The organism is Streptomyces sp. HPF1205, from assembly GCF_020400825.1.
GTDB lineage: Bacteria > Actinomycetota > Actinomycetes > Streptomycetales > Streptomycetaceae > Actinacidiphila.
This window is the reverse complement of the sequence record NZ_JAINVH010000014.1, coordinates 164,096-188,673: the sequence shown is the minus strand read 5'-3', so window position 1 is coordinate 188,673 and position 24,578 is coordinate 164,096. Positions and strand designations below refer to the sequence as shown.

The 24,578-nt window shown below is 72.2% G+C and carries 25 protein-coding genes and 3 tRNA genes; 15 read left to right on the top strand and 13 right to left on the bottom strand.

Annotation, left to right across the window (positions count from 1 at the left end; genetic code table 11):
- Nucleotides 1-2 precede the first annotated feature (2 nt).
- Complete coding sequence (locus K7G61_RS18405; protein ID WP_225847954.1) at nt 3-1,244, top strand: acyltransferase; 1,242 nt, start codon at nt 3-5, stop codon at nt 1,242-1,244.
- Nucleotides 1,245-1,249: 5 nt separating this feature from the next.
- Here the strand turns inward: K7G61_RS18405 and K7G61_RS18400 are convergent, their stop codons facing one another.
- The 7 genes from K7G61_RS18400 to K7G61_RS18370 form a co-directional block, all read right to left on the bottom strand.
- The gene (locus K7G61_RS18400; RefSeq protein ID WP_225847953.1) at nt 1,250-1,825 is read right to left on the bottom strand and encodes an HD domain-containing protein; all 576 of its coding nucleotides are present in this window, start codon (nt 1,823-1,825) and stop codon (nt 1,250-1,252) included.
- Nucleotides 1,826-1,931: 106 nt separating this feature from the next.
- Nucleotides 1,932-2,876 (bottom strand): DUF6879 family protein, encoded by a 945-nt coding sequence (locus K7G61_RS18395; protein WP_225847952.1) that lies wholly within the window; start codon nt 2,874-2,876, stop codon nt 1,932-1,934.
- A gap of 55 nt (nt 2,877-2,931) precedes the next feature.
- A complete protein-coding gene (locus K7G61_RS18390; RefSeq protein ID WP_225847951.1) occupies nt 2,932-3,906 on the bottom strand; it encodes an SCO2521 family protein in 975 nt (324 codons plus the stop codon).
- A gap of 1 nt (nt 3,907) precedes the next feature.
- Nucleotides 3,908-4,900 carry an SCO2522 family protein gene (locus K7G61_RS18385; protein WP_225847978.1) on the bottom strand — a complete coding sequence of 331 codons (993 nt, stop codon included), beginning with the start codon at nt 4,898-4,900 and terminating at the stop codon, nt 3,908-3,910.
- A 41-nt stretch (nt 4,901-4,941) separates the two neighbouring features.
- Complete coding sequence (locus tag K7G61_RS18380) at nt 4,942-5,859, bottom strand: SCO2523 family variant P-loop protein (RefSeq protein WP_225847950.1); 918 nt, start codon at nt 5,857-5,859, stop codon at nt 4,942-4,944.
- A 2-nt stretch (nt 5,860-5,861) separates the two neighbouring features.
- The gene (locus K7G61_RS18375) at nt 5,862-7,703 is read right to left on the bottom strand and encodes an SCO2524 family protein (protein WP_225847949.1); all 1,842 of its coding nucleotides are present in this window, start codon (nt 7,701-7,703) and stop codon (nt 5,862-5,864) included.
- Between the two features lie 117 nt (nt 7,704-7,820).
- The gene (locus K7G61_RS18370) at nt 7,821-8,633 is read right to left on the bottom strand and encodes an SCO2525 family SAM-dependent methyltransferase (protein ID WP_225847948.1); all 813 of its coding nucleotides are present in this window, start codon (nt 8,631-8,633) and stop codon (nt 7,821-7,823) included.
- A gap of 287 nt (nt 8,634-8,920) precedes the next feature.
- On the opposite strand from K7G61_RS18370, the gene K7G61_RS18365 reads away from it, so the two are divergent.
- Nucleotides 8,921-9,448 (top strand): GNAT family N-acetyltransferase, encoded by a 528-nt coding sequence (locus K7G61_RS18365; protein WP_225847947.1) that lies wholly within the window; start codon nt 8,921-8,923, stop codon nt 9,446-9,448.
- Nucleotides 9,449-9,539: 91 nt separating this feature from the next.
- Here the strand turns inward: K7G61_RS18365 and K7G61_RS18360 are convergent, their stop codons facing one another.
- The 3 genes from K7G61_RS18360 to K7G61_RS18350 form a co-directional block, all read right to left on the bottom strand.
- Nucleotides 9,540-10,502: a bifunctional helix-turn-helix transcriptional regulator/GNAT family N-acetyltransferase gene (locus tag K7G61_RS18360; protein WP_225847946.1), complete on the bottom strand. Its 963-nt coding sequence runs from the start codon at nt 10,500-10,502 to the stop codon at nt 9,540-9,542.
- Nucleotides 10,503-10,596: 94 nt separating this feature from the next.
- Complete coding sequence (locus K7G61_RS18355; protein ID WP_225847945.1) at nt 10,597-11,259, bottom strand: NAD(P)H-binding protein; 663 nt, start codon at nt 11,257-11,259, stop codon at nt 10,597-10,599.
- Between the two features lie 9 nt (nt 11,260-11,268).
- Nucleotides 11,269-12,534 (bottom strand): amidohydrolase family protein, encoded by a 1,266-nt coding sequence (locus tag K7G61_RS18350; protein WP_225847944.1) that lies wholly within the window; start codon nt 12,532-12,534, stop codon nt 11,269-11,271.
- A gap of 175 nt (nt 12,535-12,709) precedes the next feature.
- Here K7G61_RS18350 and K7G61_RS18345 point away from each other — a divergent pair.
- The 8 genes from K7G61_RS18345 to K7G61_RS18310 all read left to right on the top strand — a co-directional run bounded on the left by K7G61_RS18345 (nt 12,710) and on the right by K7G61_RS18310 (nt 17,823).
- A tRNA-Thr gene (locus K7G61_RS18345) sits at nt 12,710-12,782 on the top strand.
- A 52-nt stretch (nt 12,783-12,834) separates the two neighbouring features.
- A tRNA-Met gene (locus K7G61_RS18340) sits at nt 12,835-12,907 on the top strand.
- Nucleotides 12,908-12,999: 92 nt separating this feature from the next.
- A complete protein-coding gene (gene rpmG / locus K7G61_RS18335) occupies nt 13,000-13,164 on the top strand; it encodes a 50S ribosomal protein L33 (protein WP_225847943.1) in 165 nt (54 codons plus the stop codon).
- Between the two features lie 230 nt (nt 13,165-13,394).
- Nucleotides 13,395-13,907: a MaoC family dehydratase N-terminal domain-containing protein gene (locus K7G61_RS18330; RefSeq protein ID WP_225847942.1), complete on the top strand. Its 513-nt coding sequence runs from the start codon at nt 13,395-13,397 to the stop codon at nt 13,905-13,907.
- A complete protein-coding gene (locus tag K7G61_RS18325; protein WP_225847941.1) occupies nt 13,907-14,335 on the top strand; it encodes a MaoC family dehydratase in 429 nt (142 codons plus the stop codon). Before K7G61_RS18330 ends, K7G61_RS18325 begins: the two co-directional genes overlap by 1 nt.
- A 130-nt stretch (nt 14,336-14,465) precedes the next feature.
- Nucleotides 14,466-15,017: a TetR/AcrR family transcriptional regulator gene (locus K7G61_RS18320; protein WP_225847940.1), complete on the top strand. Its 552-nt coding sequence runs from the start codon at nt 14,466-14,468 to the stop codon at nt 15,015-15,017.
- A 296-nt stretch (nt 15,018-15,313) separates the two neighbouring features.
- Nucleotides 15,314-16,678 (top strand): MFS transporter, encoded by a 1,365-nt coding sequence (locus K7G61_RS18315; protein WP_263984532.1) that lies wholly within the window; start codon nt 15,314-15,316, stop codon nt 16,676-16,678.
- 86 nt (nt 16,679-16,764) lie between these two features.
- Nucleotides 16,765-17,823, top strand: a complete 1,059-nt coding sequence (locus tag K7G61_RS18310; RefSeq protein ID WP_225847938.1) for a UDP-N-acetylmuramate dehydrogenase — start codon at nt 16,765-16,767, stop codon at nt 17,821-17,823.
- A gap of 10 nt (nt 17,824-17,833) precedes the next feature.
- Here K7G61_RS18310 and K7G61_RS18305 read toward each other — a convergent pair whose 3' ends face one another.
- On the bottom strand, nt 17,834-18,877 hold the full coding sequence (locus K7G61_RS18305) for an adenosine deaminase (protein ID WP_225847937.1): 1,044 nt from the start codon (nt 18,875-18,877) through the stop codon (nt 17,834-17,836).
- A 106-nt stretch (nt 18,878-18,983) separates the two neighbouring features.
- The gene (locus K7G61_RS18300) at nt 18,984-20,255 is read right to left on the bottom strand and encodes a pyridoxal phosphate-dependent aminotransferase (RefSeq protein WP_225847936.1); all 1,272 of its coding nucleotides are present in this window, start codon (nt 20,253-20,255) and stop codon (nt 18,984-18,986) included.
- A gap of 181 nt (nt 20,256-20,436) precedes the next feature.
- Between K7G61_RS18300 and K7G61_RS18295 the strand changes: the two genes are divergently transcribed.
- The 3 genes from K7G61_RS18295 (at nt 20,437) to nusG (ending at nt 21,858) form a co-directional block, all read left to right on the top strand.
- A tRNA-Trp gene (locus K7G61_RS18295) sits at nt 20,437-20,509 on the top strand.
- A gap of 94 nt (nt 20,510-20,603) precedes the next feature.
- Nucleotides 20,604-20,897 carry a preprotein translocase subunit SecE gene (secE, locus tag K7G61_RS18290; RefSeq protein WP_225847935.1) on the top strand — a complete coding sequence of 98 codons (294 nt, stop codon included), beginning with the start codon at nt 20,604-20,606 and terminating at the stop codon, nt 20,895-20,897.
- A gap of 73 nt (nt 20,898-20,970) precedes the next feature.
- Nucleotides 20,971-21,858 carry a transcription termination/antitermination protein NusG gene (nusG, locus tag K7G61_RS18285; protein ID WP_225847934.1) on the top strand — a complete coding sequence of 296 codons (888 nt, stop codon included), beginning with the start codon at nt 20,971-20,973 and terminating at the stop codon, nt 21,856-21,858.
- 156 nt (nt 21,859-22,014) lie between these two features.
- On the opposite strand, the gene K7G61_RS18280 is transcribed toward nusG, so the two are convergent.
- Nucleotides 22,015-22,815, bottom strand: coding sequence for an SGNH/GDSL hydrolase family protein (locus K7G61_RS18280; protein ID WP_374204157.1), 801 nt, complete (start codon nt 22,813-22,815; stop codon nt 22,015-22,017).
- Nucleotides 22,816-23,030: 215 nt separating this feature from the next.
- On the opposite strand from K7G61_RS18280, the gene hemC reads away from it, so the two are divergent.
- Together hemC and rplK are read left to right on the top strand one after the other, a co-directional pair.
- Nucleotides 23,031-23,966 carry a hydroxymethylbilane synthase gene (gene hemC / locus K7G61_RS18275; protein WP_225847933.1) on the top strand — a complete coding sequence of 312 codons (936 nt, stop codon included), beginning with the start codon at nt 23,031-23,033 and terminating at the stop codon, nt 23,964-23,966.
- A 176-nt stretch (nt 23,967-24,142) separates the two neighbouring features.
- Nucleotides 24,143-24,577: a 50S ribosomal protein L11 gene (rplK, locus tag K7G61_RS18270; RefSeq protein ID WP_069462611.1), complete on the top strand. Its 435-nt coding sequence runs from the start codon at nt 24,143-24,145 to the stop codon at nt 24,575-24,577.
- The last annotated feature ends 1 nt before the right edge of the window (nt 24,578 follow it).

The window sequence follows — 24,578 nt, the reverse complement described above, 5'->3', positions numbered from 1 at the left end:
ATATGGACGACGTTGTGCGTGCGGAGGACCCACGGACCAGCCCTTCGGCGGCGACCGCGACAGCCCCCGCGCCGGCGACCGCGCCATTGACCGCGACGCCGCCCGTACCGGCCCCCGCCCCCGCCCCCGTATCCGTACCCGCGCCCGCGACCGCTCCCGGGCGCGAGGCCGTGACCGCGCCGGGCCCGGCGCCCGGCGGGAACCCGCGGCCGGGCAGGCGGCTGCACGTCCTGGACGGGCTGCGGTTCCTCGCGGCGCTGATGGTCGTGGGGTACCACTACCTCGGCTACGACCACTGGTGGCGCTCCCCCTGGGGCGCCTCCACCGCGTCCGTCTTCCCCGTCGCCCACCCGGCGGCCGTCTACGGCTGGCTGGGCGTGGAACTGTTCTTCCTGATCAGCGGGTTCGTGATCTGCCTGTCGTGCTGGGGGCGCACACCGCGGCAGTTCGCCGTCTCCCGCTTCGTACGCCTGTACCCGGCGTACTGGTTCGCCGTCGCCGTCACCTCGGCGGTCCTGCTGCTGCGGCCCGGCGGCTGGGACGGTTCCGCGCGCGACATCCTGACCGATTTCACCATGTTCCAGGAGCCCCTCGGCGCCCGGGACATCGACGGCGTGTACTGGTCGCTGTGGGCGGAGCTGCGCTTCTACCTGCTCTTCGCGGTCGTGGCCGCGGTGGGCCTGACCTACCGCCGCGTCGTCGGGTTCTGCGTCGCGTGGCTGCTGGCCGCGACCCTGGCCCCGGGTTCCGGCAGCGGCCTGTTCAACCTCATGGTGGTGCCGGAGTACGCGCCCTTCTTCGTCGGCGGCATCGTGATCCACCTGATCCACCGCTTCGGTGCCCGGCGCCCGGAGCTGTGGCTGCTGCTGGGGGCGTCATGGCTGATGGCGCGCGACTCGCTGGCCGGACTGGTCTCGGACGCCGACCATTCCGTGGGCGGCGGCCTGTCCCTGCCGGTCGCGCTGGCGATCGTCACCTCGTTCTACGCGCTGATGCTGGCCGCCGCCCTGGGCGGGCTCGACTTCATGAACTGGCGGCTGCTCGGCCTGGCCGGCAGCCTGACGTACCCGCTCTACCTGCTGCACGAGGACATCGGCTGGGAGGTCATCCGGCACACCCACGGCCGGGTGAACGCCTGGGCGCTGGTCTGCGTCCTCGTGGCGCTGATGCTTTCCGCCGCCTGGCTGGTCCACCGCTTCGTCGAACGGCCGGTGGCCTCCCGCCTGAAGTCCTGGCTCAGCTGACCCGGTCACAGCACTGGCCGCGACAGATCCGGTTCGCCGAACACCGCACGCAGCGCGCGAAACGCGCCGACCTTGGCGGCTCCGAAACGGGCGACGTAGGCGGCGTAGGCGTCCGCGGTGAGGAACGTCGGCGGTGTCGTCTTGCTGTGGAACTTGTCGGCGTACATCACCAGCCGCTCCTCGGCGGTGACCGCGAGGTAGTCGGCCGGCGGGAGGGGGAGCCCCTGGCCGACGATGTCGTCCTTCGTCAGGCCCACTCCCGTGTGGTGGGAGCAGAACCGGCACAAGACCTCCGGGAACCCCTCGGACCGCAGCAGTTCGTGACCGAGCAGACCGTGGCGGATGTAGTTCGCGTGGTCGAGGTTTCCGTCGGCGTCGTACAGGCGGTACACACCGATGTCGTGCAGGAGGCATCCGGCCCGCACGAGATCCTTGTCGATGGCGCCGTCGAAGCCCGCCATGAGCTGTTCGGCGATACGCCGGACGATGTCGCAGTGGCCGTAGACGATCTCGAAGGCCTGGCGCGAGGGGGCGTGCCGCTCGTGCAGGTCGCGGATGTCCTCCGTGGTCGGAACGATCACCGCGGCAGGGTAGCAATCCCGGGTCCCGGACGGCTCCCGGCCCGGGCTTTTCCGGGAGGAGCCGTACGGGCCGGGGGCGTTCGGGGGCGGGACGGGTGGGCGGGGGCTATTCCCCGGCCGCCTCCCACAGCGCGCGGAAGCGCTGCACGCGGCGGGACACCCGGTCGGGGCGCCAGTCCATGACGGTGCGGGTGTTGACCTCCCGCAGGTCGGCGCCGATCTCGTACGACATGGAGTCGTCGAACACGATGAAGTCGTCCGTCTCGTCCATGCGCGCGATGGGGGACAGCTCCGACAGGACCAGGACGCGCACCTCGATGCCCAGGCTCTGCTGGTCGTCGCAGAGCTGTCCGAGCTCCGGGCCGTTGTCCTCGGGGTTCTTGACGATGAAAAGGCGCCGGATGCGTACCTGGCGCTCCTTGATGGCCTCGTGCTGGGCGCGCAGATAGCGCTGGCCCAGCTCGCTGCCCCAAAAGCCCCGGTCCACGGGGGTGCTGGTGGCGTCGATGGTCATCGACACGCAGTGGGTGAGCGCGACGATCCAGTCGTGGTCCTCGCCCTCGTAGTCGACGAGTTTGCGGCTGAGCGCCTCCATCAGGTCGGTGAGCCCGGCGATCTGCTTGGTGATGAAGGACTGCATGATGGGCGGCGCGCCCGCGCCCGCCTGGGTGGCGCTGAGCAGCAGCTTGGTGACCTTCTCGGTTTGCAGCGCCGACCGGTCGACCAGCCCGAACAGCTCGGTGACCTCGTTGATCCGGGCGAATCCGTCGTGGACGAGCTCCTTCATCTCGGCGTTGTGGACGGACAGGGTCTCCTCCACCGAGCCGAGCCGGCGCTCGAAGTCGATCATGTACTGGACGATGAGGGCCGCGCCGCCGAGGAAGATGGAGGCGGTGAGCTTCCACACCTCGGGCTGGTTCGCGATGTTGGTCAGGGCGTAGGTGACGCCGCCGACGACCGCGGTGATCAGGGTCTTGAGCAGGAACGGCGGGACGCGTAACTGCGCCTGGTACGGAGCTGTGGCGACTTGCGAGGCTGACGATCCGGTCATTGTCTTCCTCTCCCCCCCAACGGGATCGGGTGCGGCGACGCCCTCAGGCGCGGGCTCAGGTGCGGGCGGTCGGGGCGTCACGCCGCAAGGTGATGGCATGCAGAGCCAGTTGGTCCCGGACGCGCTGGACCATGGTCTGCCACTGCCGGGTGAAGCCCGGGTCCCGCTCCAGTACCTCCCAGAGCGGGGCCAGACTCCGGTCCACGTGCGCGGTGGGCATCCACAGATGCAGGAGATGGTCGACGGCCGGCCGCAGGGACAGGACCGCGCCGGGTCCGTCGGCCGAACCGAGCCGGCTGCGCTCGATCATCCGGACCAGCGTGGTGAGCAGCCAGTCGTGCAGGGCCAGGTCCTCGCACAGGGTCGCCGCGTCCTCGGCCCGCATCCCCTCGGGCAGCCGCAGTTCGACGGTGCGCAGGCCGTCCTCGGCCAGGGTGAAGCTCTCGATGGACGGCTCCTCCCCGTCCAGGCTGCGCACGGCCACCCAGCGCAGCCGGGTACGCCGGGACTTGAAGGGGGCCCGCTGGTCGAGCAGGCGGTGGCGGGCCACCCGGGCGAGCAGGCGCTCGGCTATGGCGCCCAGGTCGAGTTCGCCGGGGCGGGCGGCGCCGGTGAGCAGCCCGTCGGCGGCGGCGCGTTCCGGCAGCTTCCCGGCCGGCTCGACGACCCCGGGGTGGGCGAGGTAGTGGCCCCAGGGCCGGCGGACGTCGGGGCCGGTGCCCAGGACGTCGGCGAACGCGGTGGCCTGCAGCATCCGGCCCTCGGTGACCACGGCGCGGGCGGCGATCGTGCCGACCGCGCGGACCCGCGCCCCGCCGGCCGTGGGCAGCCGGCAGTCGACGCCGGTGAGGACGACGGGGGAGACGGCGTAGCCGTGCGGGCGCTCGGAGATCAGCACCCGCTCGTCGGCGCGCAGCCGCAACAGGGCGGACACGTCGCGGGCGGGCAGCGACCGGGAGGTCTGCAGCAGGCCGGTGCGCACCTCGCCGCAGATCAGCGCCGACGCGGCGGGCTCCCCCCGGGCGGCCACCTCAGGTCCCCCAGTAGAAGACGTAGGAGATACGGTCGGCGATCTCGTCCGGGACCGCCAGCCCCTCGCCCGCCGCGCGCAGCGCGGTCTGGCGCAGCGCCTCGGGATCGGCCTCGACCTGGTCGAGCAGCACCCGGACCGCGTGCTCGACGGGCACGAACCGGGAGGGCAGCACGGAGCAGGTCCGGTAGGCGGAGAAGGGCGCGGCCGCGGGATTGAGCCGGATCAGCGGCGGCAGGTCCGCCCACTCGCGCGGGAACGGCTCGTCCGCCCACGGCGCCGGGCGCAGCACCGGCTCCCCGAGGTGGCGCAGCAGGCCGAGCCGGGCCAGTTGCCACACGGCCGCCAGGAAGGGGCACGACCAGGTGCGCACGCCGTCCCGCTCGTCCCACAGTTCGACGTCCAGGAACACCGAGTGCCGGCGCGCGGCGGTCTCCCGCGGCGGCTGCCACCCGGTGACGTGGGCCATGGCCTCCCGGCCCGTCGTACCCGCGGAGCGCTGCCCGTTGGCGAGCCAGCCGGTCTCCCTGGCCGGCGGCCGGGAGCCGTCGCTGCCCGGGGGCGGGGAGTCGACCAGCCTGCCCTCCACGGCTTCGGCCGTCGCGATGCCGTCGGCGACCGCGCAGGCGGACTCGCGGGCCAGGTAGTCGATGGTCAGCCCCGCCTTCTCGGCCTGGGCCAGCACCATCGGGACGAGCTCGGCGGGCGAGGAGAAGCGGGTGAAGTAGTCGTCGATCAGGAAGCAGGTGCTGACACGGGGACGGCGCGCACCGACGGCGGCGGCCGTGTGCAACGCCTCGGCCCACGGCTTGACCTGGGCGAAGTGCTCGGCCAGCCGTTCCGGGCCGGCTTCGAAGTCCTCCATGTACAGGTGGCCGAGCTCCAAGGAGACATGGGCCAGCGGCACGGCCTGGGTGCGGGGCTGGGCGGCGGTCTCCCGGTAGACGCGGGGCGTGCCGGGCGCTCCGGGCGTGCCCGGCCCGGCGGGTGGCACGGCCGGGGACGTCCCCGCGGGGGCGCCGGTCGCGGCATCGGTCACGCGGGCCCCCAGGCGTCCTCGTCGTCGAGCGCGGCGGCGAGGTCCTTGAGCGCCTGCAGCGTCTCCATGTTGGCGACACGGCTGGACAGGACGTCCTCGTCGGTGATCAGTTGCTCGCGCCACTGCAGTACGGGTTCGAGCGGGACGACGCCGACCACCCTGCTGTAGCCGACACCGCGTTCCGCGGCCAGTTCGCTGAGGTCCTGGTCGCACTTGCGCATCCACGCCGACTGCGCGGGCGGCACCAGCGACCAGGGCGGCGCCTCGGGATCGGGTACGGCGGCGCGGACGAACCCGATCCGGTTGGCCAGGTCGTCCTCGTCGTGGCCGCGGGCCACGCCGCCGGCGAGGATGCCGCGGTCGCCGAAGACCAGGCCGGACGCGGCGATCACGTGCTGCCGGGTCCAGCGGTGGTAGACCAGCCAGCGGGACCCGACACCGCGCAGCTCCGGCCGCGAGGTGACTTCGAGGGCCATGTCCATGGCGTAGCTGCGGCCGGCGCTGAGGTCGACCACGACCACGTCGAACTCGGCGTTCAGCCGCAGGAACAGGTCGGCGCAGCGGTTCACCGCCTCCTTGCCGACGGCGAACTCCCCGCCGCCGCGGTCGCCGGGCAGCAGGGTGAGGCTGCCCGAGCCGGTGGGCCGGTCGCGCAGCACCTCGTGCTCGGTCTGCGCCCACACGTCGAGCCTGACCGGCTCGGTGACCTTGCCCAGCAGGTACGAGTGCAGGCCGCCGGCCTCGACGCCGCCCGTCGCGGCCGGGACGTCGAAGACCGCGGCGGCGGTCGGCGAGCCGAAGTCGAAGTCGACGTACGCCACGTCGTCCCCGGCCAGCGCCCGCCGGAAGGCGACGTTGGCGCTGGTCACCGAGCGGCCGGTGCCTCCCTTGTCGGAGGCGGCGAACACGATCACCGTCACACCCCCCGGGAGGCGGTCTGCCTGGCCAGCGCCAGGGCGTCGAGCTCGCTGAGGACCTCCAGGGTCAGCGCGGCGGCCGTGCCGGGCTGCCGGTCGGACAGTTCGCGGGCCCGCTTGAGCTTGACCTCGACCCCGGTGAGGGCGGTGGCCCGGGACGCCTCGGCGTGCGAGGTCGGTTCCAGCAGCTCGTTGCCGAGCAGGTGGGTGGCCTCGCTGAGCAGGGCGGACGTCAGGGAGGTGACCTCCGAGCTGCGGATCGGGGGCTGGGTGTAGAGCTGGCGGGCGGCCACCATGCACTCGGTGACGCGCTCGGTGATGCTCCAGGACAGCCCCGCCTCCCGCACGTCGGAGTCGGGATAGACCGCCTTGACGTTGTCCCACAGGCCGGCGGCGTTCCCCACCCGGATCCGGCGCCGCCACACGTGGTCGAAGATGTCCTCGGACAGGTTCAGCAGCCGGTCGTGCGAGGAGATGTTCCGCGACAGGGCGCAGAGCTGGATGCACCGCTTCAGCAGTTGCGCGGAGAAGTCGCCCATCGTCCACATCATCGGCGGGCCGATGGCCTCGCTGCCCTGCAGCGGCAGCCGCACCCCGGGGCTGTGCAGCTCGGCCGCGCGGTCCCGGTAGGTCATGCGGCTGGTGATGCGGCCGCGCTCGGCCAGCCGCTCCATGACGGTGACGGTACGGGTCAGGTCGTCGTCGGTCGCCCTGCGGCGTACCAGGTCGTGGACCAGGATGGAGGCCACCGACAGCGAGAAGTACTCGGACTCCAGGCGCTGCCCGATGGTCCGCCAGGGGATGTCCTCCAGCGGCCAGTCGGTGTCGCCGAAGCGCGCGATGCCCGACCAGTACTGCTGGGTGATCTCCCAGCGCAGCCGTAACGCCTCGGCGAGCTTCTGCTGTTCGGCGTTGAGCAGACCCAGGGTCAGGGTGCGGTCGGAGAACAGGTCCTGGATGCCGTCCAGGGCGACCACGGTGAAGTACAGGTACGGGATCGGCTTGGCCACGCCGTCCGGCTGGGGGCCGATCGGCTCGCTGGTGGCGACGGGCGGGGCGTCCTTGACCAGGCCCCAGGCCCAGCCGCACTCGAAGAGCTGGTTCTCGTCCTTGATCCGGTCGGCGACGTCGACACCGAGGGTGAGGCTGTCGTTGATGGTGGCGCGCAGGGCCTTGAAGCGGCGCTGGAACTGCTGCAGGACCACCCGCTCCGACAGCCGGCCCTGGCCGAGCAGCCGGCACAGCGTGGCGCCGGTGGGCTCCTCGGGGTCGAAGACGTTGACCGTGAAGGAGCGCAGCATGCTCACCATGGCGGCGGTCAGCCGGGTCTCGGTGGCGGCCTTGAGCTCGTCGATCAGCGCGCGGATCTCCCGGCGGCGGGTCTTGGTCTCGTAGACCTTCAGGAAGCCCAACGTGGCCAGCGAGAGAGTGATGGACATGGAGAACGAGTCGACCACGCCCTGCTGACGCTGTTCCTCGGTGAGGCTGTGCTCGGTGTCGCGGGCACTGAAGTAGTGGCCGCCGGCGAAACTCGGGCGCTTGTCCTCGGCCATGTGGTCGCGCATGAATTCGGCCAGCACCGCGACGAGTTTGGCGGGGACCTCCATGCGTCCGCCGACGCTCTTGAGCGCGTTCTGCACGTCGCGCTCCGTGGTGTCCGGATCGTCGAGCCGGAACGCGGGGATTTCGGTGGCCGGATACATCAGGCACAGCAGTCGCTCGGCGTCGGCGACGCTGCTGCGCCCGCCCCAGTCACCCCAGTCCCAGTCGCCCTCCGCGAAGGAGTGGCGTGCCATTGCCTGCCAGATGTCCAGCAGGTGCTGGCGCGGCTTGATCTGCATCCCCCCACACCTTTCGTTAAGGTGCCTCGTGCGTGTGCGGAAAACACTGTGCGGAAAACACTGTGCGGAAAACTGTACGGCCGGCGGAAGCGGAAAGCATCGGCCGGGATTACCGGGCTATTCGGAACCGCGCCGTCCGCAAGCCACGATCATTCCCTCGTAACCGGGGCGGAGCGGGCCTTGCGGCATGCCGATGGGCGTGATGTCGACCGGACCGTCGGAAAGCGGGGCGAGCGCCTCGCGGACCTCGTTCTTGCCGACGCTGCACGCGGGGAATTCCTGGCCGCCGACCTTGTACCCCAGCGAGCCCTCCATGAAGGCGGCCGCGAAGGGCGCGCCGGGGGCGAGGGACCGCAAAAAGCGCTCGACGCCGGTAGCGAACTCCTCGTGGGAGGTCGACATCGACTCCGCGACGAAGAACATGGTGCCCATGGACCACCGGCCGGGGCGGCGGTCGAGATCGAAAAGGTTCCCCTCCTCGACGTCGACGATCCTTCCGAAGCGGGCACGGGGGTCCTCCGGGAGTTCGCAGTAGGCGTTCTCCTTGCACAGGACGTCCCAGAACTCGTTCCAGTTCCGGTCGTAGGAGGGACGCTGGCCGCGCAGGTAAGCGATGTTGGCGGCCGACCGTTCCAGGAGGGTGATCTCGTCGCACCACGGAAGCATCGCGAGCGCGGGATAGAGGTTGGCGCCCGCGCCCACGTCGATACCGCGCAACGGCGGCCCGGAGTTCGCGGTCCTGCCGCGGAAGTGATCGCTGAAGTGATCCCGGACGATGTGGAGGATCTCCTCGTCGTCCGACCGCAGATGGCGGTAATTGTGATCAATATAGGCGGCCGGGTCGAATGAGTCCCAGGGGGCGTCCGCATTCAGCCTCTGCGCGGCCCCGGGTTGTTCCCCGTCCGCGGCGTCGCGCGATCTCAGGTCCATTGTCCAAGGATAGTGGCCCCGGGGCCCGTCGGCGCTCCTTCGGCAATGAACGGTGACGGCGGCCGGTGGCGGGCGGCGAACCGGCGAGGGCGCACGGGGGGCGCGTTGTGGCGTCTGCCCTGCCAGGTCCCGTTTCCGCCTTGAAGTGGCGGTTCGCGCGGGTGACGCTGGTCTGATCCGTGACACCGGGCGCCACCGCGCCCGCCGTCATGAAGCGCCACTCGTCATCACCCGAACGAATGGGGCCCCTTGCCAATGACGTCCATCATCCCGACGGAAAGGGCGGTATGACCATTCCTCTGCACGGCGCCGACGACCGCCCGGGCCGCCCGCCGCTCGCCTCCCCGCTGTTCGTCACCGCCGAGGGGCTGCCGCTGCGCCTGAGACAGGCAGGGGAGGAGGACCTGCCGGAGCTGCACCGCCTGGACCGGGAGGTCTTCGGACAGCACGCCTACCCGTACTTCGCGCTGCGTCAGCTCTACGACCTGTTCCGGGCGGACACGTTCGTACTCGACGACGGCCGCACCTTCCACGGCTACGTGATGACCGGGGTCAACGCCGACCGTGAGGGCTGGGTCCTGGGCCTGGCCATAGACCAGGGGTGGCGCGGCCTCGGGCTCGGCCGCCGGCTGATGGCCGAGTCGCTGCGCGGGCTGCGCGTCCGCGGCGTACGCACGGTGGCGCTCACCGTGGAGCCGTCCAACGCCGCCGCCATCATGCTGTACGCCTCGCTGGGCTTTCGCCGCGGCGAGGAACGCGCGGGCTACTTCGGCCCCGACGCCGACCGCCTGATCATGCGCCTCGCGCTGGACTGAGCGGGTCCGTCCGGCGCGGCCCTGCCCGCCGAGCGGCCGCCGCCCGACCAAGGCGGCGGCCGCACGGGTTCACGGGCGCCCTCAGCCGAGGTCAGCCCGGGACGCGGCCCGGCGCCGGGTCCCGCGGGAGGCGCTTTTCGAACCAGTGGTGGGCGTAGGGCTCGTCGTTGAAGGCGGGCACTTCCTCGAAGCCGCAGGAGTGGTAGAGCGCGATCGCCTCGGTCAGCGCCTTGTTGGTGTCCAGGCGCACCACGTCGCGGCCGTGGCGCAGGGCGAGGGCCTCCAGTTCCGCCAGGAAGCGGCGGGCGAGGCCGAGGCCGCGGGCGCGCGGGGCGACCCACATGCGCTTGATCTCGGCCGGGGCGGTGGGCGGGAGCTTCAGGCCGGCGCAGCCGACGGGCTCGCCGTGCAGGCGGGCGATCAGGAACAGGCCGCGCGGCGGGCGCAGTTCGCCCGGGTCGGGCAGCAGGCTGCGCGCGGGGTCGAAGCCGGTGTCCAGGCGCTCGTGCAGCTCGGTGACGTACGACCGCAGGCAGCGCTCGGCGTCGGGGTGCGCGGGGTCGACGGCGTCCACCGTGACCATGGCGGCGGTCAGCAGCCGGTCGACCTCCGCCATCGCGGCGACCAGCCTGGCGCGCTGGCCGGCGTTCAGCGGCCGCAGCAGGGAGCCGGCCAGTTCGTCGCTGCGGGCGTCGAGCAGGTCCCGCTCGGCGCGCCCGGCGCGGGTCAGCCGGACCGTGCGGACCCGCCGGTCCCCGGCCTGCGGCTCCACCGTCACCAGCCCGCCGGCCTCCAGGGATCGCAGCAGCCGGCTCACGTACCCCGAGTCCAGCCCGAGCCGCTCGCGCAACCGCCGCACGTCCTGGCCGTCCTCGCCGATCTCCCACAGCAGCCGGGCCTCGCCGATGGGCCGTTCGCGGCCCAGGTAGTGGTCGTGGAGCACGCCCACACGCTGGGTGACGGTGCGGTTGAACCGCCGCACCTGCTCGATCTGCGCCACATCCGCCTCCGTGCCCGTCCTGGCGCCCGTCCCCGCGCCCGCGTCCCGGTCCATATCTCTGACTCTAGTCAGAGAAGTCTGGGCGCGGCCAGGGGACGGAGGAGGCGAAGAGGGTGAGGTTCCGCCGCCCGCGCCGCGCCCCGCCGGGTTACGCCCCCGCCGCCTGACGTACCGCCTCATCGACCGGCGTGTCGCCCGAGCGCAGCTCCAGGGTGAGGCCGGAGGCGGCGGGAGTGGACAGCAGGGCGGCGAGCACGGCCGCGACGTCCTCGCGGGGCACGGAACCGCGGCCGGCGCGACCGGCGGTCAGGCTGACGCGGCCGGTCCCGGGGGAGTCGGTGAGAGCGCCGGGCCGCAGGATCGTCCAGTCCAGGCCGGTACGGGAGCGGACGGCGTCGTCGGCCTGGCCCTTGGCGCGCAGGTACGCGGTGAACACCGGGTCGGAGCCGGTGGCCTCCGCGTCCGCGCCCATGGAGGAGACCACCAGGAACCGGCGCACCCCGGCGCGTTCGGCCGCGTCCGCGAGGAGGACGGCCGCCGCGTGATCCACGGTCTGCTTGCGGGCGGCGCCGCTGCCCGGCCCCGCGCCCGCCGCGAAGACGGCGGCGTCCGCGCCCTCCAGGACCGCCGCGACCTCCTCGACGGAGGCCGATTCGAGATCGAGGACGACCGGCTCGGCGCCCACCGCCCGCAGGTCGCCGCCCTGGCCGGGGTCGCGGATCAGGCCGACGGCGCTGTCCCCGCGCGCCGTGAGCCGCCGTTCCAGCCGCAGCGCGATCTTTCCGTGTCCACCAGCGATCACCGTACGCATGAGGCGACGTTACGCCTCCCGGTTCGCCTGCCGCGGCAGGCCGCGGGCGGGCTCCCAGGGCGCGTCGCCCGCGCCCCCGCCGCCCGTACCGGTGAACTCCCGCACGGCGCTCGTGCGCGAGACCACCCGGCCGCGGTGGATGACGACCCGGCTGTAGGCCAGCGACAGCACCTGCGCCACGGTCGTCCCGCGCACCGCCAGCAGTTCGGCGGGGAAGCCGGCCTCCACGCGGACCTCCGGCAGCCCGAGCACGGCCCGGGCCTGGGCGCTGACCGTCTCGTACGCCCGCGTGGCGTCGCACTCGCCGTGGGTGGCCAGCAGGAACGCGGCCTCCAGCGGGTCGCCGCGGCCCACGGGGTTGGTCAGGTCGCCCAGGGCGCCGCTGCCCGCCGTGACCCGCACCCCGGCGGACCGCAGCAGGCGTACGGGCGCGACGCCGCCGCGGTCCAGCACGCCGCAGCCGCCCTGGGGGAGCGCGGCCACGGACACGCCGGCGGCGGCCAGGCGGTCGGCGGTACGGGCCGCCTCGCGCGGGGGCAGGCCGGACAGGCCGTGGCAGGGACCGAGGGTCACGCCCGGCCGCAGGCCGCCGGCCATCGCGGCGAGCCGGGCCAGGCGGGCCGGGTCGCCGGCGGCGGTGTGCAGGTCCACCGGCGCGCCGAACTCGGCGGCCAGCGACAGGACGGCCTCCGCGTACCCGCTGGGGTCCGGGTCGAGGTCGGGGCAGCCGCCGGCCACGCCGGCGCCCATCTTCAGCGCGTCGCGGGTCATCGCGAGACCGTCGGCCCCCGCGACCCCCGTCAGCAGGCGGGGCACGGCCACCGCCTGGAGGTCCACCAGACCGCGCAGCGCGTGCCGGGCCTGCAGGACCGCCTCCAGGGCGCGCATGCCCTGGACGTCGCCGATGCGCACATGGGTACGGACCGCCGTCGCGCCGTGGCCGAGCTGGAGGAGGGCGGCCTCGGTGGCGCGGCGCTGGATCTCGGTGATCTCGCCGGACGGCGGCCCGCCCGCGGTCAGCGCCAGGTCGAGGTGGGCGTGCGGTTCCGCGGGGGCCGGCAGCAGCAGGTAACCGCTCAGGTCGATCCGGGTACGGGCGGCCGCGCGGCTCGGTTCGGGCAGGAGGCTGCCCGCCGTGCCGACGGCCTCGATCCGGGGGCCGCTCAGCCGCACGTCGACCGTGCGGCCGTCGGTCAGCCGTGCGCCGCTCAGCAGCAGCGCTCCGCTGTCCTGCGGCGGGGTGGTGCTGCTGGGTGTGTCGTGCGGGCTGCTCACACGAACCGAGCGTACGGCTCGGTGCCGGGGCCGGCCGGGAGGAGGGATTTGTATGACCGGCGGGGGTCGGGCGCCCGGGTCGCGGCCCCGCGGCGGCCGGGCGCGAGGGGCGATGTGGGGCGGGCGGATACGGATTTCACGTATGCGGGCGGAGCGTGTAATGTCTTCCTCGCTCGCCCCAATAGCTCAGTCGGTAGAGCGTCTCCATGGTAAGGAGAAGGTCTACGGTTCGATTCCGTATTGGGGCTCGGATGGATCGGTTCCCCGCGGGCCTGTGGTCGGCGGGGGCCAGTTCATCGAAGCGGCGTAGCTCAGTCGGTAGAGCAAGCGGCTCATAATCGCTGTGTCACCGGTTCAAGTCCGGTCGCCGCTACTCTCCGTAGCCGATTGCGGGTTCGCTCCCTCGGTCGGCTACTATTTCTGCGTTGATTACACCCGTACACCCGTTCGTCAAGGAGCACTCACGTGGCCGCCACCGACGTCCGCCCGAAGATCACGCTGGCCTGCGTGGAGTGCAAGGAGCGGAACTACATCACCAAGAAGAACCGGCGCAACGACCCGGACCGTCTTGAGCTGAAGAAGTTCTGCCCGCGCTGCAACTCGCACACCGCACACCGCGAGACCCGCTGACGCCACGCGGTCGGCGGACGCGCGGTCCGCGAGTCCGCGAAGTCCGCGAGTCCGCGCACAGCCTGCCGTAGCGGTTCACACGATCGTGTGAGCCGCGCAGTCAGCCGTAGTTCCATCGCGAGGCCGTTCCCGTCACACCACCGGGAGCGGCCTCGCGGCGTATCACCGCACGCAGTCACGCACCCGCGCGGCACGTCACCGCGGCGCGGGGAACCGTACCGGAGGTGCCGATGGCCCTGGATCAGTCCTTCGTGGGGCGGAATTACCCGCCCACGGCCCCCTACGAGGTGGGACGGGAGAAGATCCGCGAATTCGCCGAGGCGATCGGGGACGGGAACCCGGCGTACACGGATCCGGACGCGGCCAAGGCGCTCGGGCACCCGGACGTGATCGCGCCGCCGACATTCGCCTTCACGATCACCTACAAGGCGGCCGGGCAGGTGATCCAGGACCCGGAACTCGGGCTCGACTACAGCCGGGTGGTGCACGGCGACCAGCGGTTCGCCTACACGCGGCCGGTGCGGGCCGGTGACCGGCTGACGGTCACCTCGACGATCGAGGGCATCAAGTCGATGGCCGGCAATGACATCCTGGACGTCCGCGGCGAGGTGCACGACGAGACCGGCGAGCACGTGGTGACCGCCTGGACGAAGCTGGTCGCGCGGGCGGCGGAGGACGGCGGGACGGCGAGCGGGCAGGCGGACGGCGGCCCGGCGGACAGCGGCGGGAAGGGCGGGGTGTGATGGCGGCGACGGTCGCGTACGAGGACGTCGAGGTCGGGACCGAACTGCCGGGGCGGGTCTTCCCGGTGGACCGGGCGACGCTGGTGCGATACGCGGGGGCCTCCGGGGACTTCAACCCGATTCACTGGAACGAGCGATTCGCGCGCGAGGTCGGGCTGCCGGACGTGATCGCGCACGGCATGTTCACCATGGCCTCGGCGATCAGGGTGGTCACCGACTGGGTGGGCGACCCCGGGGCCGTCGTGGAGTACGGCGTGCGGTTCACCAAGCCGGTCGTGGTGCCCGACGGCGAGCGCGGGGCCTGCGTCGAGGTCGCCGCCAAGGTCGCCGCCAAGCTGGAGGGCGGACTCGTCCGGGTCGACCTGACGGCCACCTGCGAGGGCCAGAAGGTGCTCGGCATGGCGCGGGCGGTCGTGCGGCTCGCCTGAGACGCGGCCGTACGACGCCCCGGCTCCGGCGGGCGCGGCGCGGCGCGGCGGCGGCCCGGCACGTGAGCGCCGGGCCGAGCCGCTCGCCCCTCGCTTGACAAGGTAGTGATTGGTCACTAACTTAAGCCCCATGGTCAGGATGAGCGCAGAAGACAGGCGCGAGAGCGTCATCCGCGCGGCGATGAGCGAGTTCGCGCAGGGCGGCTACAAGGGGACCTCCACGGAGGCGATCGCCCGCCGTGTCGGCGTCTCGCAGCCGTACCTCTTCCGCCTGTTCCCGAACAAGGAGGCGATGTTCCTCGCCGCCGCCCAGCGGTGCTCGCAGGCGACGCGGAAGGTGTTCTCGGACGCCGCCGAGGGACTGCCGCCAGAGGAGCGGCTGACCGCCATGGCGCTGGCCTACCAGCGGCTGATCCACGACGACCCCGAACTCCTGCTGCTGCAGATGCAGACCTACACCGCCGTCGCCACGGCGGAGGCGGCCGGCGACCACGAGTTCGGCACCTCGATCCGCAGGGGGTGGGAGGAGCTGTGGGACACCGTCCTGCTGGCGCTGGGCGGCAGCACCGAGGAGACCACCCAGTTCCTGGCCTACGGAATGCTGGTCAACACGCTGGTGGCGCTCGGCTATCCGGCCGGCCACCGGCTGTGGGAGGGGTTCTACGAGGCCGCCAGGCCGTAGTGAGCCCCGGGGCCGAGGGAGCCCGGCCCCGGCGCGGGGCGGGACCGGCCTGAACCGGCTCGGCGGGCTTCTGCTCGGACGCGGACCCGCGCGTTTTTCTGTCCGTGAAAGTTAGTCATCAATTACTAACCTACTGGGGAACGGCAATGAGCACACCGACAGCGGAACCCGGCCCGAAGGCCACCGAGAATGGCGCGAAAGAGGCCGCGAACGCCTCCGCGAAGGCCGCCGCGAAGGCCTCCGGCGGCACAAGCGGCGCCACGTGGGCCCTGATCATCACCAGCGTCGCCGGCTTCATGGCGGCCCTCGACAACCTGGTGGTCACCACCGCCCTGCCCTCCATCCGGAGGGACCTGGGCGGCTCCCTGTCCGACCTGGAGTGGACGGTCAACGCCTACACCCTCACCTTCGCCGTACTGCTGATGTTCGGCGCCGCGCTCGGCGACCGGTTCGGGCGGCGCAGGCTCTTCCTGGCCGGCCTGACCGTGTTCACCGGCGCGTCGGCGGCGGCCGCCATGGCGCCGGGCATCGGCGAGCTGATCGCGGCGCGGGCCGTGCAGGGGGTGGGCGCGGCGGTCATGATGCCGCTCACGCTGACCCTGCTGACCGCCGCCGTGCCGGCCGAGCGGCGCGGGATGGCGTACGGGATCTGGGGCGCCGTCAACGGCCTGGCCGTCGCCGGCGGCCCGCTCATCGGCGGCAGCCTGACCCAGCACATCTCCTGGCACTGGATCTTCTGGCTGAACGTGCCGCTCGGCGTCGTCCTGCTGCCGCTGGCCCGGCTGCGGCTCGGCGAGTCGACCGCCCCGGGCGCCCGGCTGGACGCCAAGGGCACCGCGCTGGTCAGCCTCGGCCTGTTCGGGATCGTGTACGCGCTGGTCAACGCCACCTCGCACGGCTGGACCAGCGGCCGGGTGCTGGCCGGCCTGATCGGCGGGTCGGTGCTGGTGGCGGCCTTCATCCGGTACGGGCAGGTCGCGCGCAACCCGATGCTGCCGATGCGGATGTTCCGGAGCAGGGGCTTCGCGGCGGTCAACGCGGCCGGTCTGCTGATGTTCACCGGCATGTTCGGCTCGATCTTCCTGCTCAGCCAGTTCCTGCAGAACGCGATCGGCTACGGCCCCACCGAGGCCGGCCTGCGGATGCTGCCCTGGACCGGGATGCCGATGATCGTCGCCCCCATCGCCGGCTACCTCTCCGACCGCGTCGGCGGCCGCCCGGTCGCCGCGGCCGGGCTGGCGCTGCAGGCGGTCGGCCTCGGCTGGTTCGCGCTGATCGTCAGCGCCCACGTCTCGTACGCCGCCCAGCTCCCGGCGCTGATCATCAGCGGCACCGGCATGGCGCTGTTCATCGCGCCGGCCACCAACCTGCTGATGTCCTCGGTCCGTCCGGCCGAGCAGGGCATCGCCTCCGGCGCCAACAACGCGCTGCGCGAGATCGGCGGGGCGCTGGGCATCGCGCTGCTCGGCTCGATCTTCTCGTCCCGCGGCGGGTACCGCACGCCCGCCCTGTTCGCGGACGGGCTGGTGCCGGCGCTGTGGGTCGGCGCCGCCATCCTGGTCGCCGGCACGGCCGCGGCCCTGGCCTACCCGGGGCGCGGCGGGCGGGCGGACGCGCGGGACGCGGACCCGGCGGCGCTGGAGCTGCGGCCCACCGCGTAGCCCCGGGCCGGGTTCCCCGGCAGCGCGCGCCGGGACCCGGGCCCCGGCCCCGGCTCCCGGGGAACCGGAAAAGCTAAGGTAGGCGCGTGCACGAGACACCGAACGGCTCGCTGGCCCCCCTGACGACCTTCAGACTCGGGGGGCCGGCGAGCCGTCTCGTGACGGCACGGACCGACCGGGAGCTGGTCGAGGCGGTCGCCGGCGCCGACGCGCGCGGCGAGCCCGTCCTGCTCATCGGGGGCGGCAGCAACCTGGTGATCGCGGACGAGGGGTTCGAGGGGACCGCCGTGCGGATCGCCACCAGCGGGGTCGCGCTGAGCGGCACCGGGCTGGAACTGGCCGCGGGCGAGGTGTGGACGGACGCCGTCGCCGAGACCGTGCGGGCGGGGCTGGCCGGCGTCGAGTGCCTGGCCGGCATCCCCGGTTCGGCCGGGGCCGTGCCGATCCAGAACGTGGGGGCGTACGGCCAGGAGGTCGCGAGCACGATCACCGAGGTCGTCGCGTACGACCGCCGGGCCCGCGAGACGGTGGTGCTGGACAGCGCGGGGTGCGCGTTCTCCTACCGCGGCAGCCGGTTCAAGGCGGACCCGGACCGCTTCGTGGTGCTGCGGGTGCGGTTCGCGCTGGAGGACGCGGGCGGGCTGTCCGGGCCGGTGAAGTACGCGGAGACCGCTCGGGCGCTGGGCGTCGAGCCGGGGGACCGGGTGCCGCTGGCCAAGGCCCGCGAGACGGTTCTCGCGCTGCGCCGGGCCAAGGGCATGGTGCTCGACCCGGCCGACCACGACACCTGGTCGGCCGGCTCGTTCTTCACGAACCCGGTCCTCGGCGCGGGAGAGTTCGCCGCCCTCCTGGACCGGGTGCGCGACCGGCTCGGGCCCGACGCCCCGCCGCCGCCGTCCTGGCCGGAGGGAACCGACCGGGTCAAGACGTCGGCGGCCTGGCTGATCGACAAGGCGGGCTTCACCAAGGGTTACGGGAGCGGCCCCGCCCGGATCTCGTCCAAGCACACGCTGGCCCTGACCAACCGCGGCGCGGCCACCACGCGGGACCTGCTGGCCCTGGCCCGCGAGGTCCGCGAGGGCGTGCGGCTCGCCTTCGGCGTGACCCTGGAGAACGAGCCCGTGATGGTGGGGGTTTCGCTCTAGCAGCGCGCTCCTAGGAGTGCGCCGGTGCGGCCAGCCAGTCGTCGATGCCCTTCAGGAGCCGGTCCCGGACGGTGTCGGGGGCGCGGGAGGCACGTACCGACTGGCGGGCGAGTTCGGCCAGCTCCGCGTCGGTGAAGGCGTGCGCCGCGCGGGCGAGTTCGTACTGCGCGGCGAGGCGGGAGCCGAACAGGAGGGGGTCGTCGGCGCCGAGGGCCATGGGGACGCCGGCCTCGTAGAAGGTGCGCAAGGGGACGTCCTCCGGCTTGTCGTAGACCCCGAGGGCGACATTGGAGGCCGGGCAGACCTCGCAGGTGACGCCGTGGTCGGCGAGGCGGCGCAGCAGCCGGGGGTCCTCGGCGGCGCGCACCCCGTGGCCCACGCGCGTGGCGTACAGGTCGTCCAGGCAGTCGCGGACGCTGGACGGGCCGGCCAGCTCACCGCCGTGCGGGGCGGCGAGCAGGCCGCCCTCGCGGGCGATGGCGAAGGCGCGGTCGAAGTCGCGGGCCAGGCCGCGGCGTTCGTCGTTGGACAGGCCGAAGCCCACCACGCCGTGGTCGGCGTACCGCACGGCGAGCCGGGCAAGGGTGCGGGCGTCCAGCGGATGCTTCATGCGGTTGGCGGCGACCACCACGGCCATGCCGACGCCGGTGTCGCGTGAGGCGGTGCGCACCGCGTCGAGAATGACCTCCAGGGTCGGGATCAGGCCACCCAGCCGGGGGGCGTAGGAGGTCGGGTCGACCTGGATCTCCAGCCAGCCGGACCCGTCCGCCGCGTCCTCCTCGGCGGCCTCGCGGACCAGCCGGTGGATGTCCTCGGCGGTACGCAGGCAGGAGCGGGCGATGTCGTACAGCCGCTGGAAGCGGAACCAGCCGCGCTCGTCGGTCGCCCGCAGCTTGGGGGGCTCGCCCGAGGTCAGGGCGTCGGGCAGGTGGACGCCGTGCTTGTCGGCCAGTTCCAGCAGGGTGGTGGGCCGCATGGACCCGGTGAAGTGCAGATGCAGATGTGCCTTGGGCAGGCCCCGGACGTCCCGGGCCGTTGGTTCCTCGCGTGCCATTTCCTGATCCTGCTGTACGAAGGCCCCCGTCCGGTAGCGCTTTCACCGGACGGGGGCTCGACCGGACCGCGTGCGTACGTCCCCGGTGGGGGCGTGGGCCGCGGCTTCAGGCGCTCGCCTCGCCCAGCAGCTTCTGCAGTCGCGAGACCCCCTCGGCCAGGTCGTCGTCACCCAGGGCGTACGACAGGCGCAGGTAGCCGGGGGTGCCGAAGGCCTCACCCGGGACGACCGCGACCTCGGCCTCGTCCAGGATCAGCGCGGCGAGCTCGACGGTGGTCTGCGGGCGCTTGCCGCGGATCTCCTTGCCGAGCAGGGCCTTGACCGACGGGTAGACGTAGAAGGCGCCCTCGGGAGTGGGGCAGACCACACCCTCGATCTCGGACAGCATCCGCACGATGGTCCGGCGGCGGCGGTCGAAGGCGGTCCGCATCTCGGCCACGGCCGTCAGATCGCCGCTGACGGCCGCCAGGGCGGCGGCCTGCGCCACGTTGGAGACGTTGGAGGTGGCGTGCGACTGGAGGTTGGTGGCGGCCTTCACCACGTCCTTGGGGCCGATGACCCACCCGACCCGCCAGCCGGTCATGGCGTAGGTCTTGGCCACGCCGTTGACCACGATGCACTTGTCGCGCAGCTCGGGGACGATCGCGGGCAGGGAGGTGAAGGCCGCGTCGCCGTACACCAGGTGCTCGTAGATCTCGTCGGTGAGCACCCACAGGCCGTGCTCGACGGCCCAGCGGCCGATCTCCTCGGACTGCGCCTCGCTGTAGACGGCGCCGGTGGGGTTGGACGGCGAGACGAACAGCAGCACCTTGGTGCGCTCGGTGCGGGCCGCCTCCAGCTGCTCGACGCTCACCCGGTAGCCGGTGGTCTCGTCGGCCACGACCTCGACCGGGACGCCGCCGGCCAGCCGGATCGACTCGGGGTAGGTGGTCCAGTACGGCGTGGGGACGATCACCTCGTCACCCGGGTCGAGGATGGCGGCGAACGCCTCGTAGATGGCCTGCTTGCCGCCGTTGGTGACCAGGACCTGCGAGGCGTCCACCTCGTAGCCCGAGTCGCGGAGCGTCTTGGCGGCGATGGCGGTCTTCAGCTCGGGCAGGCCGCCGGCCGGCGTGTAGCGGTGGTACTTCGGGACGCGGCAGGCCTCGACGGCGGCCTCGACGATGTAGTCGGGCGTCGGGAAGTCCGGCTCGCCGGCGCCGAAGCCGATCACCGGCCGGCCGGCCGCCTTGAGGGCCTTCGCCTTGGCGTCCACGGCCAGGGTCGCGGACTCGGTGATCGACCCGACACGGGCGGACACCCGCCGCTGGGCGGGGGACCCGGCGGGCGCGGGGGACGGTGACGGTGTCGCTGATGATGCGGGGGTTGCTGCGCTCATGTCTGCATGCTCCCAGACCCCGCCGATCCGGGGCATCGTGGTTTGTGGAAAACCGCCGCGAGGGTGGTCGGCTCGTTTTGGCCGTGCAAGGCGTTCGACGGACCGCCGCCGAACACGTACACTCATCGATCGTTGGCTGTCCCAGCCGCAGCACTGCTGTACGTTGGGGGAGTCGGCGCAAAGGGTCGTAGCTCAATTGGTAGAGCACTGGTCTCCAAAACCAGCGGTTGGGGGTTCAAGTCCCTCCGGCCCTGCTCCACACGTCCAGCGATGGGCGTTGGCAGATAAGCACTCGCCGTACCGCGCGACGGGCGCGGCATGGCCACGACCGGAGTCAGGTGAGGACGAGTGACTGAGATCACGGACTCCATCGACGTCCCTGAGCCTGGCACGACTCAGGATGACAAGGAGACCGAGAAGAAGCCCCGCCGCGGTGGCAAGCGCGGCAAGAAGGGCCCTCTCGGCCGTCTTGCTCTCTTCTACCGCCAGATCGTGGCGGAGCTGCGCAAGGTCGTCTGGCCTACCCGTAACGACCTGATCACCTACACCACAGTGGTGATTGTGTTCGTCGTGGCCGTCATCGCGTTCGTGAGTCTGGTTGACTGGGGATTCTCGAAGGTCGTCTCGTACGTCTTCGGCTGATCCCGCGGTGAGCCCGGGTCACGGGCGCGTCACCGCATGTTCCACCCCTTGAAGTCAGGAAGAAGCAGTCACCGTGTCTGACCCGAACGTGTACAGCGCCGATGCCGCCGGCGACGCCGACGAGTCCGCCGCCCAGGGCGACGACAGCGCGCTCGACACCGTGGAGGCGGCCGACGGCGACGTCGACCAGGCCGAGGCTGCGCAGGACCGGGCCGACGGCGACGAGGCTCCCGCCGAGTCCGAGTCCGAGTCCGAGCCGGAGTCGGACTCCGAGGACGGAACGGACGCGGAGGCCGAAGGCGGGTCCGAGGCCGAGACCGCGTCCGGTGACGAGGCTCCCGCCGAGGTGGTCGACCCCGTGGCCGCGTTCCGCGAGGAACTGCGCACCCTCCCCGGCGAGTGGTACGTGATCCACACCTACGCGGGCTACGAGAACCGCGTGAAGTCCAACCTGGAGCAGCGCGCCGTCTCGCTCAACGTCGAGGACTACATCTACCAGGCCGAGGTGCCCCAGGAAGAGGTCGTCCAGATCAAGAACGGCGACCGCAAGACCATCCGGCAGAACAAGCTCCCCGGCTACGTCCTGGTCCGCATGGACCTGACGAACGAGTCGTGGGGTGTGGTCCGCAACACGCCCGGCGTCACCGGCTTCGTCGGCAACGCCTACGACCCGTACCCGCTGACGCTGGACGAGATCGTCAAGATGCTCGCCCCCGAGGTGGAGGCCGCGGCCGAGGCCGCCGCCGTCGCCGAGGGCACCGCGGTCCCGCGCAAGGTCGAGGTCCAGGTGCTGGACTTCGAGGTGGGCGACTCGGTGACCGTCACCGACGGCCCCTTCGCCACCCTGCAGGCCACGATCAACGAGATCAACGCCGACTCGAAGAAGGTCAAGGGCCTGGTGGAGATCTTCGGCCGCGAGACCCCGGTCGAGCTGAGCTTCGACCAGATCCAGAAGAACTGATCCTCCTCCCGGCCGCCGAATGCTTCCGGTGGCCGGGGGAGCGGAAGTCAGCCCCTGCTCGCGGCGGTGCCGCGGGCAGGGGCTTTTCGTGGTGCGCGCGCCCGTTCGTCGGGGACCGGTGGCCGGTCGGCCGGTGGCCGGCCGGTGGCGGTTCGGTCAGCTGTTGGCGTTGAGGACGGGGTAGTAGCCGCTCGCGTGGCCGGTCGCGGTGGGGTGGTAGGACTCCCAGCTCGGGGAGATGACGAGGGAGTGCAGCCAGCCGTCGCCGGAACAGAGCTCGTGGCTGTTGAAGGTCGGCCGGACGTCACCGAAGGCGAAGCCGTGGGCCTGGGCCCGGGCGGCGATCATGTTGTCGAGCACGTCCGCCGCCTCGTCGATCTTCTGGTGCTTGGTGGTGCTCATTCCGAGGCAGTACCAGTCGTCGGGCATGTAGTACATGTGCGGGTAGCCGAGCACGACGACCTTGGCGTTGGGCGCCTTGCTCCTGATCGCGTTGTACGTGGCGTCCAGGCGGCCCGGGAGGGTGTTCTGCACGTACGACTCGGCCTGGTTGACGCGGTTGACGCAGTCGCTGTCCGAGCCCGTGACGCACGTGGTCATGACGTCGGAGAAGCCCGCGTCATTGCCGCCGATCGTGAGGGAGACCAGTCCGGTGCCGGAGTTCAGCGGGCCGAGCTGGCTGTTGGTGACGTCCGTGGTCACCGCGCCCGAGCAGGCGGTGTCCGCGAACGACGAGGGGGAGTGGGCGTTCTTCCACAGGTAGGGGTACGCGCTGAAGCTGCGGTGGCAGTTGCCGCTCGCGCTGTCGTAGTTCCCCGCGCCGTTGCCGGCCGAGTACGAGTCCCCCAGTGCCACATACGAAGGCCCGGCAGCGTGTGCCGGACCGGTGAGTACCAGGCTGAACATCATCGCGAGGATCAGCGTGGCGAGAGCCGTTAACGACTTGGTCAGTCTCACGGAACCTCCTGGGCGGAAAGCTGGCTACCACTTGGTAGCAAGCGAGTGCCGTCCATGGGAAGTGTTCATGCCAAAAATTCTCTGCGCGTAGACCCTCAATTCACGTGACGGGCGCGGGCGGTGGGCGGCGCGTGGGCGGTGTGTGGGCGGCAACGCGGGCGCGCGCGGGGGACGCGGGTGAGGGGCGGGCCGGGCGTACGGCTATCGTGGAGCCCATGGCCGTGCCTGAGTTGATCCGAATCGTGTCCCGCGACTCACCGATGGCACTCGCGCAGGTCGAGCGGGTGCGCGCCGAGCTGGGCGCGCTGCATCCCGGGGTGCGTACGGAGGTCGTGCCGGTCAAGACCACCGGCGACAAGTGGATGGGCGACCTGGCCAAGGTCGAGGGCAAGGGCGCGTTCACCAAGGAGGTGGACGCCGCGCTGCTGGCCGGAGCGGCGGACCTCGCGGTGCACTGCGTGAAGGACGTGCCCGCGGACCGGCCGCTGCCGGCCGGCACGATCTTCGCCGCCTTCCTCAAGCGCGACGACATCCGCGACGCCCTGGTCCACCCGGGCGGGCTGCGGCTGGACGAACTGCCCGCCGGGACCCGCATCGGAACCTCCTCGGTGCGGCGCAAGGCCCAACTGGCGGCCTCGCACCCGCACCTGGAGTGCGTGCCGTTCCGCGGCAACGCCAACAGCAGGCTGGCCAAGCTCGCCGCGGGGGAAGCGGACGCGTTGCTGCTGGCCGCCGCCGGACTGGAGCGGATCGGCCGGACCGACGTGATCACCGAGGTGCTGTCGCCCGACACGATCATGCCGCCGATCGGCGCGGGCATACTCGCGCTGCAGTGCCGTGAGGACGACGCCGACCTGATCGAGGCGGTCAGCGGCCTCGGCGACCCGGACACCCACCGCGAGGCGACCGCCGAGCGGATGTTCCTGCACGTCCTGCAGGGCCACTGCAACTCGCCGATCGCCGGGTACGCCAGCGCCACGCGCGGCGGTGAGCTCAGCCTGCGCGCGTCGGTGTTCACCCCGGACGGCAAGACGGTGCTCAACGCCCACGAGTGGGCCGGCCGGCTGGACCCGGCGACGCTGGGTACGTCGGTGGCGGTCGCGCTGCTGCGGCAGGGCGCCCGCGAGTTGATCGACGGCATCGCGCACTGAGCCCGCCCCCGGCCCGGGGGCCGGGGGCCGGGGGCCGGGGGCCGGGGGCCGGGGGCCGGGGGCCGGGGGCCGGGGGCCGGGGGCCGCGTTTCGGAGTTTCCCTCCGTACCCGCTAAAGTGGTGCGGTATGCCTGTACGCAGGCATGGAAACTCTCAACAAGACCCGGAGAGAGCAAATGCCTCCCAAGAAGAAGAAGGTCACGGGGCTGATCAAGCTCCAGATCAACGCCGGTGCGGCCAACCCGGCACCGCCGGTCGGCCCCGCGCTGGGCCAGCACGGCGTGAACATCATGGAGTTCTGCAAGGCCTACAACGCGGCCACCGAGTCGCAGCGCGGCATGGTGATCCCGGTGGAGATCACGGTCTACGAGGACCGCACCTTCACCTTCATCACCAAGACCCCGCCGGCCGCGAAGCTCATCCTCAAGGCCGCGGGCGTGGACAAGGGCTCCGGCGAGCCGCACAAGACGAAGGTCGCCAAGCTGACCCGCGACCAGGTGCGGGAGATCGCCACCACCAAGCTCCCCGACCTCAACGCCAATGACCTGGACGCCGCCGAGAAGATCATCGCCGGCACCGCCCGTTCCATGGGCATCACGGTCGAGGGCTGAC